The following is a 15,356-nucleotide window of genomic DNA, read 5'->3' on the forward strand; positions in this document are numbered from 1 at the left end:
TGGGCCGTTTTTGCTCCTCTTAAAAGCTCTAAATTAGTTTGCTATTTCGGTATATGGGTCATCAATTTCAAGCGTCGATAATATTTCACGCTCTAATTGTTCCATTTGCTCCGCGTCTTCACTGGTTAGGTGATCATAGCCCAAAATATGTAAAAAACCATGCACACAAAGGTGCGACACATGACCTTTTAGGCTTTTACCTTCGCTCTGCGCCTCTTTTGCAACGGTCTCATATGCCAAAGATATATCGCCAATAAGGCCAGAAACAGGCGCGAATGGTTCAATTTGAGGGAATGACAGCACGTTCGTTGAGGACTGTTTTTCCCGCCATTGGGCGTTGAGTTGATGCTGGTGTTCATCGTTGGTCAGCAAAACCGACAGCTCAGTTGGGCCCTCGATCATAAGTTTTAGATGGGCAATGGCGGCGTTAATTACGCGCAATATCTCGCCTTCCAGATGCTCCGGCCAAGCCTCATCTTCAAAAAGGACATCGATTTCTAAGTCAAATCTAGGCACGCGCAATTACCAAATTTGCAGATCGCTTAATCTGCATTTTTGGCCTTTTTCTCCGCTTTATCGTAAGCGCGAATAATGCGGGCCACCAGTTTGTGGCGCACAACATCTTTGTCGCTAAAGCGCGTGACATGAATGCCTTCGACACCTGATAGAAAGTCCAACGCCTCAACCAAACCCGACCGAACGCCGCGCGGCAGATCCACTTGAGAAGGGTCGCCGGTGATGATCATTTTTGAGTTTTCACCTAAACGGGTCAAAAACATCTTCATCTGCTGGGCAGTTGTGTTTTGCGCTTCATCCAATATCACGACGGCGTTAGATAGTGTCCGACCCCGCATAAAGGCTAAGGGCGCAACTTCGATTGTGTGATTTTCAATGCAGCGGTCAACAATTTCGGGCTGCATCATATCGTAAAGCGCATCGTAGAGCGGGCGGAGATAGGGGTCGACCTTGTCTTTCATATCGCCGGGCAAAAAGCCCAGATGTTCGCCAGCTTCAACGGCCGGGCGAGACAGGATGATCCGGCTAATATCGCCGCGCTCGAGCATTGTCGCTGCATATGCCACAGCAAGATAGGTTTTGCCGGTTCCCGCCGGGCCAACGCCGAACACCAATTCGGTGCGGTCCATGGCGCGGATATAGCCATCTTGGGCCGGTGATCTGGCAATGATGGTGGATTTACGGGTCGCAATTTGTGCCATGCGTACACGGCCTTTTTTCTCAAATGTTGGCAAAGTGAGTTGGCTATCCTCGGTGAGGATCATACGGATAACACCATCCACATCGCCAATCGAGAAATTTTGGCCATCTTCGAGCTGAGCGTAAAGAGATTCTAGGGTTCGGCGCGCCTGATCAACACTTACAGCGTTGCCAGAAAGCATGACGTGGTTACCACGTGTATTGGCGCGAACGCCGAGCTTTTGTTCAATCAGAGCCAAGTTTTGGTCAAACTCGCCATAGAGTTGGGACGCGAGACGGTTATCTTCAAACGCCATTTCCAAATCTGTTGTTTCCGATTTATGGCCTTCGGGTGACCATGATTTTGTCAAACAAGAGCTCCTAAATGTTTTGCGACTCAATTTACCATTTCAGTATGCCGCAACTATTGAAATATTGATCTATCTATTTTGTGACAATCTTACCAAAAAGTGAAAATTTACCCACCGATTCCACAAAAACATCCTGAATAGTCCCGATATGGGACGGATCTGCATCAACTTGCACCGGTTGGAGGTATGGCGAACGGCCAACAATTTGGCCTGGGTCACGGCCTGTTTTTTCAAACAAAACCTGCATTGTGGAGCCAATACGGGACTTGTTGAATTCGGTTTGTTGGTGATTGAGAAGCTCTTGCAAACGCGCCAAACGCTCTGACTTCACTTCTTCAGGCACCTGATTTTCCATCACGGCACCCGGTGTCCCAGGGCGGGTTGAATATTTAAACGAATAGGCCTGCGCATATTCCACGTCACGCACAATTTTCATTGTCGCTTCAAAATCTTCGTCTGTTTCGCCAGGGAAGCCAACGATAAAATCGCCAGACAGTGCAATATCAGGCCGCGCTTCGCGCATGCGATCCAAAACCCGCAAATATTCTTCAGCCGTGTGTTGCCGGTTCATCGACTTTAAAATCGTGTCCGAACCTGATTGCACTGGCAGATGCAGGTACGGCATCAACATATCTAGATCGCGGTGCGCATTGATCAAATCATCATCCATATCACGCGGGTGCGATGTGGTGTAGCGCAGGCGATCCAGACCTTTGATCTCGCTGAGGCGATAAAGTAGTTGGGCCAAACCTTTGGTTTGCCCGCCTGCATCTTCACCGTGATAGGCGTTTACATTTTGCCCAAGCAGCGTGATTTCTTTCACGCCAGCTTCAATCAAATTCTCGGCTTCGGCGACAATTTGGGCGACCGGGCGAGACACTTCCGCCCCCCGTGTATAGGGCACCACGCAGAAAGTGCAGAACTTATCGCAACCTTCTTGCACCGTCAGGAACGATGTTAGCCCGCGCGCAATGGTGGTTTCTTTTGCCGGCTTTGGCAGATGTTCAAATTTATCTTCAGCAGAGAAATCAGTTTCGACCACCCGGCCCTTTTGTGCCTTTTCAACGAGTTCGGGCAATTTATGGTAAGATTGCGGGCCAAACACCAAATCAACAACCGGTGCACGGCGCACAATTTCCTCGCCTTCGGCTTGGGCAACACAACCAGCAATGCCGATCATCATTTCGCCGCCAGCTTGTTCTTTTTTCTCACGCATAATGCGCAAACGGCCAAGCTCGGAATAGACCTTTTCAGCCGCTTTTTCCCGAATGTGACATGTGTTGAGAACCACCAAATCGGCCTGATCGATATCCGTCGTTGCTTCATAGCCCGATGGGGCGAGCGCGTCCGCCATACGATCACTGTCATAGACATTCATCTGACAGCCATATGTTTTGATAAACAGTTTTTTTGTATGTGTCATTTTTTGGGGTTCAAAACCGGTGTTTTAAGGTCACATTAAATGGGTCTAAAACCCAAGGTGAAGCGCTTTGTTACACCAAAGTACGGGATGTGGCAAAGACTTCTGATCTACCTACTAATCTTAGCTCAGATGGGCTTTAGGCAAGGTGGTTTGACGATTAATGGCGACCAACATATCACGCACAGCCTGCTCAGCTTTCTTGGTCACCAATTTACGGTCTTCGTCGCGCGAAAATAGGATCGGTTCGCCAAACATGATGGTGACAGATTTGGTGCCCGATTTAAGAATGTCGCCGATATTGTCTTCGATGCCCATATCTCCCACCCAAGCGATCTTTGATCGCTCGGCACGCGAAATTGGCAACCCATTGAGGTGGGTATAGGCGATGGTCATTGGCTGAATGTATAACTCACTGATCGCGTCGTTCTTCATCGCGGTCTGGGTGCTGCCCACCAGCGCCGAACGAAACGGCAAAACATGCAACCCAAGGTCTGATGTGCCCTCAGCAAAAAGCAGCACAGGTTGCCCGCTGGACATGCGCTCGCTCATTTCATTGGTCACGCGGCCCGTGTCGGTTTTCTTTTGCCGATCGACGTAAATTGTTTTTTGCAAATTGGCCAAGAACCCAACAACGGGCCAGCGACCAACTTCAGATTTCGCAACAAAGCTAACCGGCGCGGTCATCCCGATGGCGGGAATATCGAGCCAAGATATATGGTTGGATACCAGAAGGGTTGGCTTGTCTGTAGCGGGTTGGCCGATTTGGCGCACCTTTATGCCCAAATTGAAACAGACCAAACTGTGGGCCAAACGAGGGAAAAAGTGCCAATTGGAGCCCTTAAGCCACAATGTAACCACCTGGCAGGCGATGATGGCCAGAAGGCCGGGCACCGTGATCAAAACAAAGAAGATGATCCGCCAAATCATTTGTCGTCTTCGTCTGCCGGTTTATCTTCCAGCGGCACGCCATAAAGTTCAAGCCGGTGATCCACGAGCTTAAAGCCGAGCTTTCGGGCAATAACTTCCTGAATCGCTTCAATTTCTTCATTGCGAAATTCGATGACTTTACCTGTGCGCACGTCAATCAGGTGATCATGGTGTTCGTCTGGAATTTGCTCAAATCGCGCGCGGCCATCCTTAAAATCGTGCTTGGTGACCAAGCCTGCTTCCTCAAACAGGTTCACGGTGCGGTAAACCGTTGAAAGTGAAATTTTGGGGTCGATGGCAGATGCGCGTCGGTAAAGTTCTTCCACGTCCGGATGGTCTACCGCTTCGGCAAGCGCCCGCGCGATGACGCGACGCTGCTCGGTCATGCGCATGCCGGATGTTTCGCAAAGCTGTTCTAGGTTCGCATTTTGATTTGAATTGCTCATCAGCTAAACCCCATAGAATCTGCGCTTTGACTAATCGCGTTTTCGAACCGCAAATCCATGCAGCCTTTGCTGAAATCGCTCTAGACTTGAATTATCCGAGATCAGCTTTCATGACAAGCGCCGTTGCAGTTTTGCCGTCTGGACGTGGATAATATCCCCGTCGTTCACCAATTTGAATAAAACCGAAGCGATCGTAGAGTTTTCGGGCGGGCTGATTGTCTTCGTCCACTTCCAAAAACATTTTGGTGACCGGGCTCATCATCAAATCTTCGATCATTGCCTGCATGAGCGCGGTCGAGAGGCGTTTGCCCTTAAACTTCTTACCCACAACGATGGTCATCAATTCGCACTCATCACCCGTAATGCGCAACATGGAAAAACCCGCAATCTTACGCTTCGCGTCACAGGCAACATAAATTGGGGTTTCTGATCCGCGTAAATAGGATTGAAAATCGACTGTAGTCCAGCCGCGAAAGAACCCTTCAGCATGCAGCGCTGCTAGCGGTTTTTCATCGCCGATTTGGGCCGGTTCTACATGAAGTCCGGCTGGAGCCATCCAGATTTTCATAGGCGTTCAATATGTTTTGCGGATTGCGGCTTTGCGTCAGCTGCCCGGATGTAACAAGGCTCTGGCGGGAAATCTTCGATATTTGCGAGCTGACCAAATTCGGCCATCTTCACCGCATTGATGAAGGTGCGCATATCTGGATCGCGGGCCAATTCAATATTTTGAACACCACATTGCTCTGCCGCCCATTCAGCACCTGAACCAAGCACACGGCTTTCGCTATTTAGACCTTCTAACGCAACGTGATTATCAAGCGCCATCGGCCCGGATTTTGGTACGCCGGGCGCCGAAAAATCTTGACGAAAATGCTGGTCGCGTCGTGCGTCGATGAGCACTGTTAGGGGGTGTTTTTCTTTGCCGCTCAAAGAAAGGGCCAGCATGGTGGGGATGCCTAAACATGGGATATCCAGCGCAACCGCCAATCCCCGCGCGGCAGCTAGACCAACCCGCAATCCTGTGAAAGATCCTGGACCCGCACTGACAACAATCCGTTCCAGGTCGTCATATTCGCGCTGTGCATTGTCTAAAAGCGCGTCGATCTGATCCATCACATGCTCAGCATGGCCGCGGGCCCGCGCTTCGGACATAGCATAACTGGAACCATCAGCATCGATCAGCGCGCTTTGACAGCTCGCCTGCGCTGTATCGATGGCAAGGGTGATGGGGTATGTGCTCATCTAACAATTATAGCTGAAGCTAGATTTGCTGTACATCTTCAACACCAGGTACAAAGTGGCGGAGAAGGTTTTCAATGCCATTTTTTAGCGTGGCGGTTGACGATGGGCAACCAGCGCATGCGCCTTGCATATGCAAATAGACAGTGCCCTGCTTGAAGCCTTTAAAGGTGATGTCGCCGCCATCCATGGCCACAGCTGGGCGAACCCGGGTGTCCAACAGTTCTTTGATCACTTCGACCATTTCGGTATCGGCTTCTTCAAAAAACTCGTCCGCATCATCGCTTTGCGATTGGCTAGCGCCATCGGCCAAAAGCGGCTGCCCGGACATGAAATGTTCCATGATCGAGCCCAAAATCGCCGGCTTAATATGCGACCAATCATCGTCGCCCTTGGTGACGGCAATAAAATCTGATCCGAAGAACACGCCAGACACACCATCAATGGTGAAAAGTGCGGATGCTAAAGGCGACGCTGCCGCCGCTTCTTCGGTTCTAAAGTCCATCGGCTCGCCTGCCAACACATCACGGCCCGGCAAAAACTTTAGTGTTTGCGGATTTGGTGTTGCTTCAGTTTGAATAAACATTGTTCTCAGGTCTCCGAGCTCTTAGGCCCAAATGTGGGGCTAAATCTTCTTTAGAATAGTTCCAAAATAGTATTTTTATACGCAAAGGCAAGGGGTAACATCGAACTGTGACGCTTTAATGCCGAAGGAACACGACAAAGCGTTAGGCCAATTCTTCGATTTCGTCGTCACTGAGGAAGCCCGGGACAATTGCTACGGGAATTGGCAGTGCCGTTGCGCCGCGTGCAGCAATGGCGCTGACCAAGGGGCCCGGGCCATCTGTGGATTTTGAGGACGCCAAAACTAAAATAGAAATATGCTTATCTTCAGCAATCGCTGCTTCTAACTCATCCGCCTTATTGCCTTCGCGAATTTCACGCTCAACAGGAATGTCCCCAAGCGCTTTGATCCGCGCTTCGGCCTCATCCAGCCACCGGTTGGCTTCTTCAAAAGCTTCGGCACGCATGACATTTTCAACACCAATCCAATGTTGAAACTGATCGGGTTCGATTACGACCAACAGCTTGACGATGCCGCCGGTACGTCGCATTCGGCAGCCCGCAAAGGTGACGGCCACGGCGCATTCGTCCGTGCCATCCAAAACCGCCAAAAATTTGCGATTATATTTTTCTCGATCCATATGTGCCGCATTTTCCAGTTTGGTGCATGCTGACATTTGCAGCGCCATTTGCCAAGATAGAAATCCAGTCGGAATTCAAAGCAAAATTGACGCGGCAAATTTCAAATTGAATTAGCTAAGAAAGCCAACAATTTGACGCACATGCTTCATGGTTTCTTCTGCGATCTCGCCCGCCCGTTCCGCGCCATCACGCAAAATAGCATCTATTTCGTCTGGTTCAGCGAGCATCCGGCTGATTTCAGCTGAAATTGGGCTAAGACGCTCAACGGCCAAGTCAGCAAGGGCTGGCTTGAACGCGCCAAACCCTTGGCCGCCAAACTCAGCTAAAACATCTTCTGGTGATTTTTCTGAAAGGGCAGCGAAAATCTCAACAAGATTTCGGGCTTCTGGACGTCCCTCAAGACCTTCAACTTCAGACGGTAAAGGTTCTGCGTCAGATTTTGCCTTGCGGAACTTTTTCGCAATTTTATCAGCATCATCCATCAACGCGATACAGGACATTTCGGACGGATCAGATTTTGACATCTTCTTTGTGCCATCGCGCAAAGACATGATCCGCATGGCTGGGCCGGAAATGAGTGGCTCCGTGATGGGGAAGAACTGCCCGTCGTCAAAACCTTCTTCAACAATTTCGGCGTTGAAATCATTATTAAACTTTTGCGCGATGTCGCGGGTGAGTTCTAGATGCTGTTTCTGGTCGTCACCAACGGGTACATGGGTGCCACGATAAAGAAGAATGTCCGCTGCCATTAGGGTTGGATAAGCATAAAGCCCAAGCGACGCGTTTTCGCGATTTTTGCCCGCCTTGTCCTTGAACTGCGTCATGCGGTTCATCCAACCGATCCGCGCGACACAATTAAACACCCATGCCAATTCCGCATGTTGCATGACTTGGCTCTGGTTGAAAATAATCGAACGTTTTGGATCAACACCGGTCGCAATATAGGCGGCGGCCACTTCACGGGTTTTTTGCCGCAGCGCTTTTGGGTCCTGCCAAACGGTAATGGCGTGCATATCAACAACGCAGAAAATGCAGTCAAATTGATCTTGCAATGGCGCGAAGCGACGGATCGCGCCCAAATAATTGCCTAAATGAAGATCACCGGTTGGTTGTACGCCTGAAAATAGGCGATTTTTGAATTCAGTCATGGTGTGGACCCAAGCTTTGTGAGTAGAGCATTTTGAGTTTAAACGGAACCACCCTAAATGCTCTATATTATTGATTGTTCGCGTTTTCGAACCGCAAAACCGTAAACACTTTTGCTGAAAACGCTCTTGATGAATGGATTACCTAAACGAAGTCAGGTAAAATTGTAAACAGGCAAGTCGGAGACATGTCTGGCAGGCCTTGCTCGCCAAAATCAAGATTTCACAAAATCTCGCCATCGATTAAGGCGCTGAATACCCAAAATATGGAGCAACGCAAAATAGCTACCGGCCCCAACAACAACCAACAGGGCCAAACACATTGCGCGCCACAGTAAAGGCAAATCAGCCGCAAATTGGCCGTCTAGATAATTTGATGAGAAATAAAGAACAGCGCCCATAATCGAGCTGACCGCCAGGAGCGCGACAACGTTGAAAATGACCGATTTGGGCAACATCAATTGACGCCAAAACCCCAAGGTTACAACCAGCAATAGCACATTTGCCCACCCTGAAAGGGTTGTCGCCCATGCGATGCCGACATGTTGCAGCCTTGGAAACAGAAGCAGTGAAAAGCCAATATTCAACACTACCGAGACGGCGGCAAAAATGGCCGGTGTTTTTGTATCTTCACGGGCGAAGTAACTTGGTTGGAACACTTTGACCAAAACAAAGGCGGGCAGGCCAAGGGCAAAGATTTGCAAAGCAGCGGCGGCTTGTTTTGTGGCGACAGCGTCAAACGCCCCACGTTGAAAGAGGGTGCTGATTATTGGTTCAGCGATGACGAAAAGGGCAACGGCGGCAGGTAGCGTGAGCATTAAGCCGAAAAAGAGGCTGCGTTCTTGCACATTGGCGGCTTTGCTGGCCTCGCCAGATTTGAGCAAACGGGAGAGTTCGGGCAAAAGCACCACGCCAATGGCAATGCCAATCATGCCCAATGGCAATTGATAAAGCCGATCCGCATAATAAAGATAGGCAATCGCGCTTTCTTGGCCAGATGCAATGTTGGTGCCCACCAGAATATTGATCTGGGTGACGCCGCCGGTCAAAATGGCGGGGATGGCCAGTGCCCAGAATTTCTTTAGGTCACTATCCAATTTGGGCCAAGTCAAACGCGGAAAGTAGCCCGTGCGCATGAGTGCCCAAGCCACCAGCGCAATCTGGGCGAAACCTCCAGCCAACACACCAAAAGATATAATGATGCCCGCAGTGCGTGTTTCAACAGCAACCAGCACCAAATAGGCCAGAACGATCACCAATACAACGTTCAGCAACACCGGGGCCAAGGCCGCGAGGAAAAATTTGCGCAAGCCATTTAGCACCGCGCCATAGGCCGCCATCAATGACATGCAGGCCAAATAGGGGAAACAAATGCGGGCAAGCAACACTGTCAGTTCAAATTTCTCTGGATCGTTTGCAAAGCCCGTGGTGAGCAGCAAAATCAATTGCGGCATGAAGATTTCGGCCAGAATAGTCAAAGCCAGCAGGATGAAAATAAGCGAAGAGATAATATTGGCGGAAAAGCGTTTTGCTTGCGCCTCGCCTTCTTGCTCCAAAGCTTTGGCAAAAAGCGGGATAAAGGCCGTGTTGAACACGCCTTCGGCCAAAATGCGCCGGAACATATTGGGCAGGCGAAAGGCGGCGACGAACGCATCTGCCACCGGGCCTGCGCCTAAAATGCCGGCCATCATGATGTCCCGGGCAAAACCGAGCAAACGCGACAATAATGTTGCGCTGCCGACGCTGGCAAAGTTCTTAATCAATCTCACGCGCTTGTCTCATTTGGCTTTTTCTTCGCCGGTTTCTCGCCATCACCTGACGGGAAGATATCCGAAAGCACGGCTTTTATTTTCTTTTGCCGTTTTTCGTCCGTTACCTTCATGTCGGTCAAGTCGGTCACATAAAACACATCAATTGCCCGCTCGCCAAATGTGCCAATATGGGCAGACCCAATCGTGAGGTTGAGGTCGGCAATCGCCTTCGTCAGGTCATGCAACAGGCCGGACCGATCAAGCCCGGACACTTCGATAACCGTGAATTTTTTGGACAATGAATTTGAGATAATCACGTCCGTTGGAACGCTAAACGGCTTAAGCCGTTTATTGAGTTTTGACCCCTTACCCATTTCCGGCAGGATATGTTTTTCGCCGCTTAGGAGCTTTTGCACGAGTTCGACGATTTTAAGCGCTCGGATACGTTCTTCTTCGTCCGACTTGAAGCTACGTTTTAGGCGCAATGTATCCAAGGCCCTGCCGTCTCGCATCAAGGTGATTTGCGCACCAACAATATCCGCATTTGAAAGGGTACATGCGCCCGCAATCATCGAAAGCAGGCGGGGATGATCTGGCGTGTAAATCGAGATTTCGGTGATCGCTTCAAAGCTTTTAACCCCGACGCAGCCTGCAAATTGCTGGCCCAACCGGTTAGCTTTGCGGATCATGTGCGCATGATCAATTTGCAGCTGAAATTCTGAGCGCAGCCAGTAGGCAGGATAATGGCCCTCAAGATATTCTTGAGCCTGCTCTGTAGGCCAGTCGCGTAAGGCTTGGGCCAAGCGAAGTTTGGCTGCATCGATGCGATCAGCTTGGCTAACTTGGGAATGTCCGCCAGAAAGCAACGGCTCTGTGGCATAATAAAGGGCCCGCAAAAGAGAGCCTTTCCACCCGGTCCAAACGCCCGGACCCACAGCACGGATATCGCAAGCGGTGAGTACCAGCAGCAGGCTAAGCCGAGCCGGGCTCTGAATGGTTTGGGCAAAATTTTTGGCGGTTTCAGGGTCTTGAACATCTCGAGATTGGGAAATCTCGCTCATCACTAGATGTTTTTCGATCAACCAAGCCACCGTGTCGGTTTCCGCTGCACTAAGACCAATACGCGGGCAGAGGCGTCGAGCGATTTTCGCGCCCGCGATTGAATGATCTTCTGGCCGGCCTTTTGCGATATCGTGCAAAAACAAAGCAACAAACAGCAGTTTAACATCTGCGAGATGGGGCAAAAGTTCATGGGTGAGCGGTAGTTCATCTTTTAGGCCGCCCTGAACGATTTCAGCCATGACCCCAACTGCGCGAATGAGGTGCTCATCCACCGTATAATGGTGATACATATTGAATTGCATGAGCGCGACGATTTTACCGAATTCGGGCACAAAACGCCCCAAGACCTCGGCTTCGTTCATTCGACGCAGTATGCGTTCGACAGACGGCGCGTGGGTGAGGATTTCAAGGAAATATTTGTTGGCCTCAGGGTCAGCCCGCAAGTTCTTGTCAATCAGTCTACGCGATCGATTGATCTGCTTTAAACTATCGGGATGAAACAAAATCCCTTCGCGCCCGGCAATGTAAAAGATCTTGATCATATTGACCGGATCTTTTTCGAACACATCTTCACTAATGATGTTCAAGCGCCCGCGCTCGATGACAAAATCTGTTTCGCCCTTGATTTTGCGCCGCCGCGACAATGTTTTGCGCACCTGCCCGACAAAATCCAAGTCTTTGGCATGATTGAATTCAAGCGACGTACAAAAAATGCGCGTCAGGTCGCCAACATCTTTTGCGACAGCGAAATAGCGCTTCATCAGCCGCTCGACGGGCATTAACCCGGCGCGACCTGTTACATTTAGCCTTGCGGCCAATTCCTGCTGAAGATCAAAACTGAGTTTTTCCTCCGCGCGGCCGGTGAGAAAATGAAGGTGGCAGCGAATGGCCCACAAAAAGTCATCCGATCGTCGGAAGCGGCGATATTCCTTTTTCGAGAAGACGCCTTTTTTAATCAGCTGGGCGCTTTTATCAACACGATAGAAATATTTGGAAATCCAAAATAGCGTATTGAGGTCCCGTAATCCGCCCTTGCCGTCCTTGATGTTCGGCTCAACAACAAAACGTGTATTGCCGATTTTCTCGTGCCGCTCATCGCGTTCCGCCATTTTCGCTGCGATAAACTCGGGCCCGGTATCGGCGACAATTTCGTCGCCAAACCGCTTTTGCAGCTCTTTAAACAGCACCATATCGCCCGTTATGTGACGCGCTTCAAGGGTTGCGGTGCGCACGGTCATATCAGCTTTGGCCATGCGCAAACATTCGTCAATCGAGCGAACCGCATGGCCGACCTTTTGGCCTAAATCCCACAATAAATAGAGCACATATTCGGTAACACTCTCGCCCCAAGGTGTTTGTTTGTAGGGCAATATGAACAGCAAATCGATGTCTGAACCGGGGGCCAGCGTGCCCCGCCCATATCCGCCCACCGCGGCGATGGACAAAGATTCTGCTTCTGAACGATTAGTGACCGGATAGACATATTTTGAGGCGAAACGGAACGCCATTTTGATCAGTTCGTCTTGCGCATTATTGAGGTTTTTCGCGCAGGCGCGGCCCCGGCCATTGGCGATGAGGTCAATCTCAGCCTCTTTATGTGCGGTAGCTAGAACTGCCTTGGCTTTTTTAAGAACAATCGCCCTTGCTTTGGAACCCGACGGGTCTTCATCACCAATTTCTTGCAAGATTTGGGCGACCAGATCATCGGCCTTTGCAAGTGAAAAATTTAGATTTTGGCGACTAGCGTTCGGCATGTTTTTGCCCAAGCTTTTTGAGTTCATACAACAGATCAATTGCCATACGCGGCGTTAGTTCATCTGGATTAATTTCACTAACGCGTTTTTGCAGCTCATCATTAATTTTTGGCTGCGGCGTTGGGCGTCGTTCCGCAAATAAGGGCAATTGCGCAACCCCAGCGGCGACATCATTGGTTTCGCGTTGCTCCAAAATCGTCAGAACTTCCTGCGCCCGCTCAACTACATGGGCGGGAAGACCTGCAAGCTTTGCCACTTGAATGCCGTAGGACCGGTCGGCCGTGCCGTTTGCAACTTCGTGCAAAAACACGACGTCGCCTTCCCATTCGCGCACCTTCATCGTGTGGTTCGATACCCGATCCAAACGATCAGAAAGCGCGGTTAGCTCATGATAGTGAGTGGCAAATAAAGACCGGCAACCTGTATTTTCGTGCAATGCCTCAACAGCTGCCCATGCAATGGAAAGCCCATCAAATGTTGCGGTGCCGCGGCCAATTTCATCTAAGACAACGAGCGAGGCCGACGTCGCGCGGTTCAAAATGGCCGCAGTTTCTACCATTTCGACCATGAAGGTCGAGCGCCCATGGGCAATGTCATCTGCTGCGCCGACCCGGGAGAAGACCCGGTCGATGGTGCCAATATGCGCAGCGCCTGCGGGCACGAAAGATCCCATTTGCGCCATGATCGCAATCAGTGCATTTTGGCGCAGAAACGTTGATTTACCACCCATATTCGGGCCGGTGATCAACCAAAGCGCGCCGCCATTCTGCGTTTCGGGCCCATTACTGGCATGGGGTGGGGACAGGTCACAATCATTTGCCACAAATGCCGTTTCGCCAGATTTGGCGAGCATCATTTCAACAACAGGGTGACGACCATCGGTGATTGCAAATGATCTAGTATCATCAATTTTGGGTCGACAGTAATTTTGCTCCAGCGCCAATTGACCCAAAGCGGCGGTGAGATCAAGCTCAGCAAGCGCATCGGCTAGTGCTTGTAGGTTAGCGGTTTCACGCAAAATCAATTCACGAAGCTCATCGAACAATTTCAATTCAATCGCCAATGCCGCGTCGCTGGCATGGGTGATTTTGCCTTGCAGTTCGGACAATTCAGTTGTGTTAAACCGTACCGCATTGGCTAGGGTTTGTCGGTGAATGAACGTTTCATTCAATGGCTCTGCCATCAGCTTTGCGCCATGGCTGGCGGGCACTTCGATGAAATAGCCAAGTACATTATTATGTTTGACTTTGATCGCTTTAACGCCGGTTTCGTCGGCATATCGCGCTTGTAATGCTGCGATGATTTGGCGGCTTTGGGTGGCGAGGGTGCGAAACTCATCTAGCTCGGGGTCGAACCCCTCGCTTATGAACCCACCATCGCGCGGTAAAAGTGGCACTTCGTCTTTTAACCGTTCGCCGATTTGGGCCGCCAGTTCAAACGGCGCGCTCTTAAAGCCATCAGCAAGGCGCTGCACCCCAGCGCTCTGCATTTCAAGCGCTTGCAACTCATCGGCCTGCAATCCTGCAGTTTCAATAGCGGCTTTGATCGCCAGCATTTCGCGTGGACCGCCGCGGCCCAGCGCCAAACGGGTTAATCCACGCATGATATCCGGCGTTGATTTGAGTTTTTCGCGTACCAGAGATGTCACAAGTGAATTGTTGAAGAAGTCACCCACCATATCATGGCGCTCAATGATCGCAGGTGCATCGCATAATGGGGCGCTTAGACGCGAGGACAGTAGGCGGGAGCCTGCAGAGGTCACACATTTGTCCATAGCGGCGCGCAGCGCGCCTTTTGTTTCACCCCGGTTGGTGCGCAACAATTCAAGCGACATCCGGGTTGCTGCATCAATTTGCATCAGCTTTTCGCCAGCCCGTTGGGGCAGACGCAGCGGCACTTTCGCGCCTTTTTGGGTTTGGTCAATGTACGTGACCGCCCCCGCAATAGCGGATCGTACAATGCGAGATTGTCCCAACAGATCATTTGCTGTGTCGCCGAAAGCTTCGCGCAGAATATCAGTGGCGGCTTCTGAGTTGAAAATATCTGAAGGTTGCACCGCCAATTGACCTGAAAAACTGATCGGGATCAGGTTGTGCTCTGTGATGAACTTGTTGGTTTGTTCTGAAACGATGAGCTCTGTGGGTTCAATCCGCGCCAACTCGTCGCTGAGTTGCTCTGCGCTGATGTCACAATAAAACATTTCGCCGGTCGAGATGTCCGTGTAGCAAATCGCAAAATCCGCATCACCATGTTGGATCATCGCGAGGCTGGCGAGGTAGTTGTTGGCACCGTCGTCCAACAGATCATCTTCGGTCAACGTACCGGCAGTGACAAGACGAACCACATCGCGTTTAACAACAGACTTTGCGCCGCGTTTTTTCGCTTCTGCGGGGTTTTCCATCTGCTCGCAGACCGCAACGCGGTGCCCAAGTGCAATGAGTTTTTTCAAATATCCTTGCGCGGCGTGAACGGGCACCCCGCACATGGGAATGTCTTGATCTAGGTGCTTACCCCGTTTTGTGAGGGCAATGCCAAGGGCGCGGGAGGCGATCTCGGCGTCATCAAAGAACAACTCGTAAAAATCACCCATGCGATAGAACAGCAAATATCCCGGATTAACCGCTCGAATTTCGAAAAATTGCGCCATCATGGGCGTGAGTTGAGACGAAGGTTTTGCAGCGCTTTTTGATTTTACCGGCTTTAGCCCGGATAAGCTGGCCGTAGGTGTCGCCTCTGCGTGCGGGGCACTAGCCATGGGTGCGCCCTTAATCGGCGCTTGGGCCACATCGTCACGGGGTTGAGCAAATTGCAGGTTTTCGTCTGTCATCAGTGTCG

At 50.7% G+C, this 15,356-nt stretch carries 13 protein-coding genes; all 13 read right to left on the bottom strand.

The features are described from left to right. Positions 1–33: 33 nt before the first annotated feature. The 13 genes from ybeY to mutS all read right to left on the bottom strand — a co-directional run bounded on the left by ybeY (position 34) and on the right by mutS (position 15,348). Positions 34–516, bottom strand: coding sequence for an rRNA maturation RNase YbeY (gene ybeY / locus AC2D8L_RS11480; RefSeq protein ID WP_484685619.1), 483 nt, complete (start codon positions 514–516; stop codon positions 34–36). A gap of 26 nt (positions 517–542) precedes the next feature. Continuing rightward, the gene (locus tag AC2D8L_RS11485; protein WP_484686398.1) at positions 543–1,511 is read right to left on the bottom strand and encodes a PhoH family protein; all 969 of its coding nucleotides are present in this window, start codon (positions 1,509–1,511) and stop codon (positions 543–545) included. Positions 1,512–1,638: 127 nt separating this feature from the next. Next, positions 1,639–2,988 carry a tRNA (N6-isopentenyl adenosine(37)-C2)-methylthiotransferase MiaB gene (gene miaB, locus AC2D8L_RS11490; RefSeq protein WP_484685620.1) on the bottom strand — a complete coding sequence of 450 codons (1,350 nt, stop codon included), beginning with the start codon at positions 2,986–2,988 and terminating at the stop codon, positions 1,639–1,641. Between the two features lie 120 nt (positions 2,989–3,108). Beyond that, positions 3,109–3,915: a lysophospholipid acyltransferase family protein gene (locus AC2D8L_RS11495; protein WP_484685621.1), complete on the bottom strand. Its 807-nt coding sequence runs from the start codon at positions 3,913–3,915 to the stop codon at positions 3,109–3,111. After that, positions 3,912–4,361, bottom strand: coding sequence for a Fur family transcriptional regulator (locus AC2D8L_RS11500; protein ID WP_484685622.1), 450 nt, complete (start codon positions 4,359–4,361; stop codon positions 3,912–3,914). The genes AC2D8L_RS11495 and AC2D8L_RS11500 overlap by 4 nt, the downstream gene beginning before the upstream one ends. Before the next feature lie 91 nt (positions 4,362–4,452). Beyond that, on the bottom strand, positions 4,453–4,929 hold the full coding sequence (gene rimI / locus AC2D8L_RS11505) for a ribosomal protein S18-alanine N-acetyltransferase (protein ID WP_484685623.1): 477 nt from the start codon (positions 4,927–4,929) through the stop codon (positions 4,453–4,455). Further along, positions 4,926–5,606 (bottom strand): tRNA (adenosine(37)-N6)-threonylcarbamoyltransferase complex dimerization subunit type 1 TsaB, encoded by a 681-nt coding sequence (tsaB, locus tag AC2D8L_RS11510; protein WP_484685624.1) that lies wholly within the window; start codon positions 5,604–5,606, stop codon positions 4,926–4,928. The genes rimI and tsaB overlap by 4 nt, the downstream gene beginning before the upstream one ends. A gap of 19 nt (positions 5,607–5,625) precedes the next feature. After that, a complete protein-coding gene (locus AC2D8L_RS11515) occupies positions 5,626–6,189 on the bottom strand; it encodes a NifU family protein (protein ID WP_484685625.1) in 564 nt (187 codons plus the stop codon). 142 nt (positions 6,190–6,331) lie between these two features. After that, positions 6,332–6,856, bottom strand: coding sequence for a universal stress protein (locus AC2D8L_RS11520; protein ID WP_484685626.1), 525 nt, complete (start codon positions 6,854–6,856; stop codon positions 6,332–6,334). A gap of 63 nt (positions 6,857–6,919) precedes the next feature. After that, positions 6,920–7,957, bottom strand: a complete 1,038-nt coding sequence (gene trpS, locus AC2D8L_RS11525) for a tryptophan--tRNA ligase (protein WP_484685627.1) — start codon at positions 7,955–7,957, stop codon at positions 6,920–6,922. A 212-nt stretch (positions 7,958–8,169) separates the two neighbouring features. After that, complete coding sequence (gene murJ / locus AC2D8L_RS11530; RefSeq protein ID WP_484685628.1) at positions 8,170–9,723, bottom strand: murein biosynthesis integral membrane protein MurJ; 1,554 nt, start codon at positions 9,721–9,723, stop codon at positions 8,170–8,172. Beyond that, entirely contained in the window at positions 9,720–12,521 is a 2,802-nt protein-coding gene (locus tag AC2D8L_RS11535; RefSeq protein ID WP_484685629.1) for a [protein-PII] uridylyltransferase, read from the bottom strand. The genes murJ and AC2D8L_RS11535 overlap by 4 nt, the downstream gene beginning before the upstream one ends. Next, the gene (gene mutS, locus AC2D8L_RS11540) at positions 12,508–15,348 is read right to left on the bottom strand and encodes a DNA mismatch repair protein MutS (protein WP_484685630.1); all 2,841 of its coding nucleotides are present in this window, start codon (positions 15,346–15,348) and stop codon (positions 12,508–12,510) included. Before mutS ends, AC2D8L_RS11535 begins: the two co-directional genes overlap by 14 nt. Positions 15,349–15,356 lie beyond the last annotated feature (8 nt).

It is taken from the genome of Maritalea sp. YIW29 (genome assembly GCF_057219265.1).

Coding starts and splice junctions, on each gene's coding strand:
- trpS (WP_484685627.1), bottom strand. CDS start 7,957: ATGACTGAATTCAAAAATCGCCTATTTTCAGGCGTACAACCAACCGGT.
- AC2D8L_RS11495 (WP_484685621.1), bottom strand. CDS start 3,915: ATGATTTGGCGGATCATCTTCTTTGTTTTGATCACGGTGCCCGGCCTT.
- AC2D8L_RS11515 (WP_484685625.1), bottom strand. CDS start 6,189: ATGTTTATTCAAACTGAAGCAACACCAAATCCGCAAACACTAAAGTTT.
- mutS (WP_484685630.1), bottom strand. CDS start 15,348: ATGACAGACGAAAACCTGCAATTTGCTCAACCCCGTGACGATGTGGCC.
- AC2D8L_RS11535 (WP_484685629.1), bottom strand. CDS start 12,521: ATGCCGAACGCTAGTCGCCAAAATCTAAATTTTTCACTTGCAAAGGCC.
- tsaB (WP_484685624.1), bottom strand. CDS start 5,606: ATGAGCACATACCCCATCACCCTTGCCATCGATACAGCGCAGGCGAGC.
- AC2D8L_RS11520 (WP_484685626.1), bottom strand. CDS start 6,856: ATGGCGCTGCAAATGTCAGCATGCACCAAACTGGAAAATGCGGCACAT.
- miaB (WP_484685620.1), bottom strand. CDS start 2,988: ATGACACATACAAAAAAACTGTTTATCAAAACATATGGCTGTCAGATG.
- rimI (WP_484685623.1), bottom strand. CDS start 4,929: ATGAAAATCTGGATGGCTCCAGCCGGACTTCATGTAGAACCGGCCCAA.
- AC2D8L_RS11485 (WP_484686398.1), bottom strand. CDS start 1,511: ATGGCGTTTGAAGATAACCGTCTCGCGTCCCAACTCTATGGCGAGTTT.
- AC2D8L_RS11500 (WP_484685622.1), bottom strand. CDS start 4,361: ATGAGCAATTCAAATCAAAATGCGAACCTAGAACAGCTTTGCGAAACA.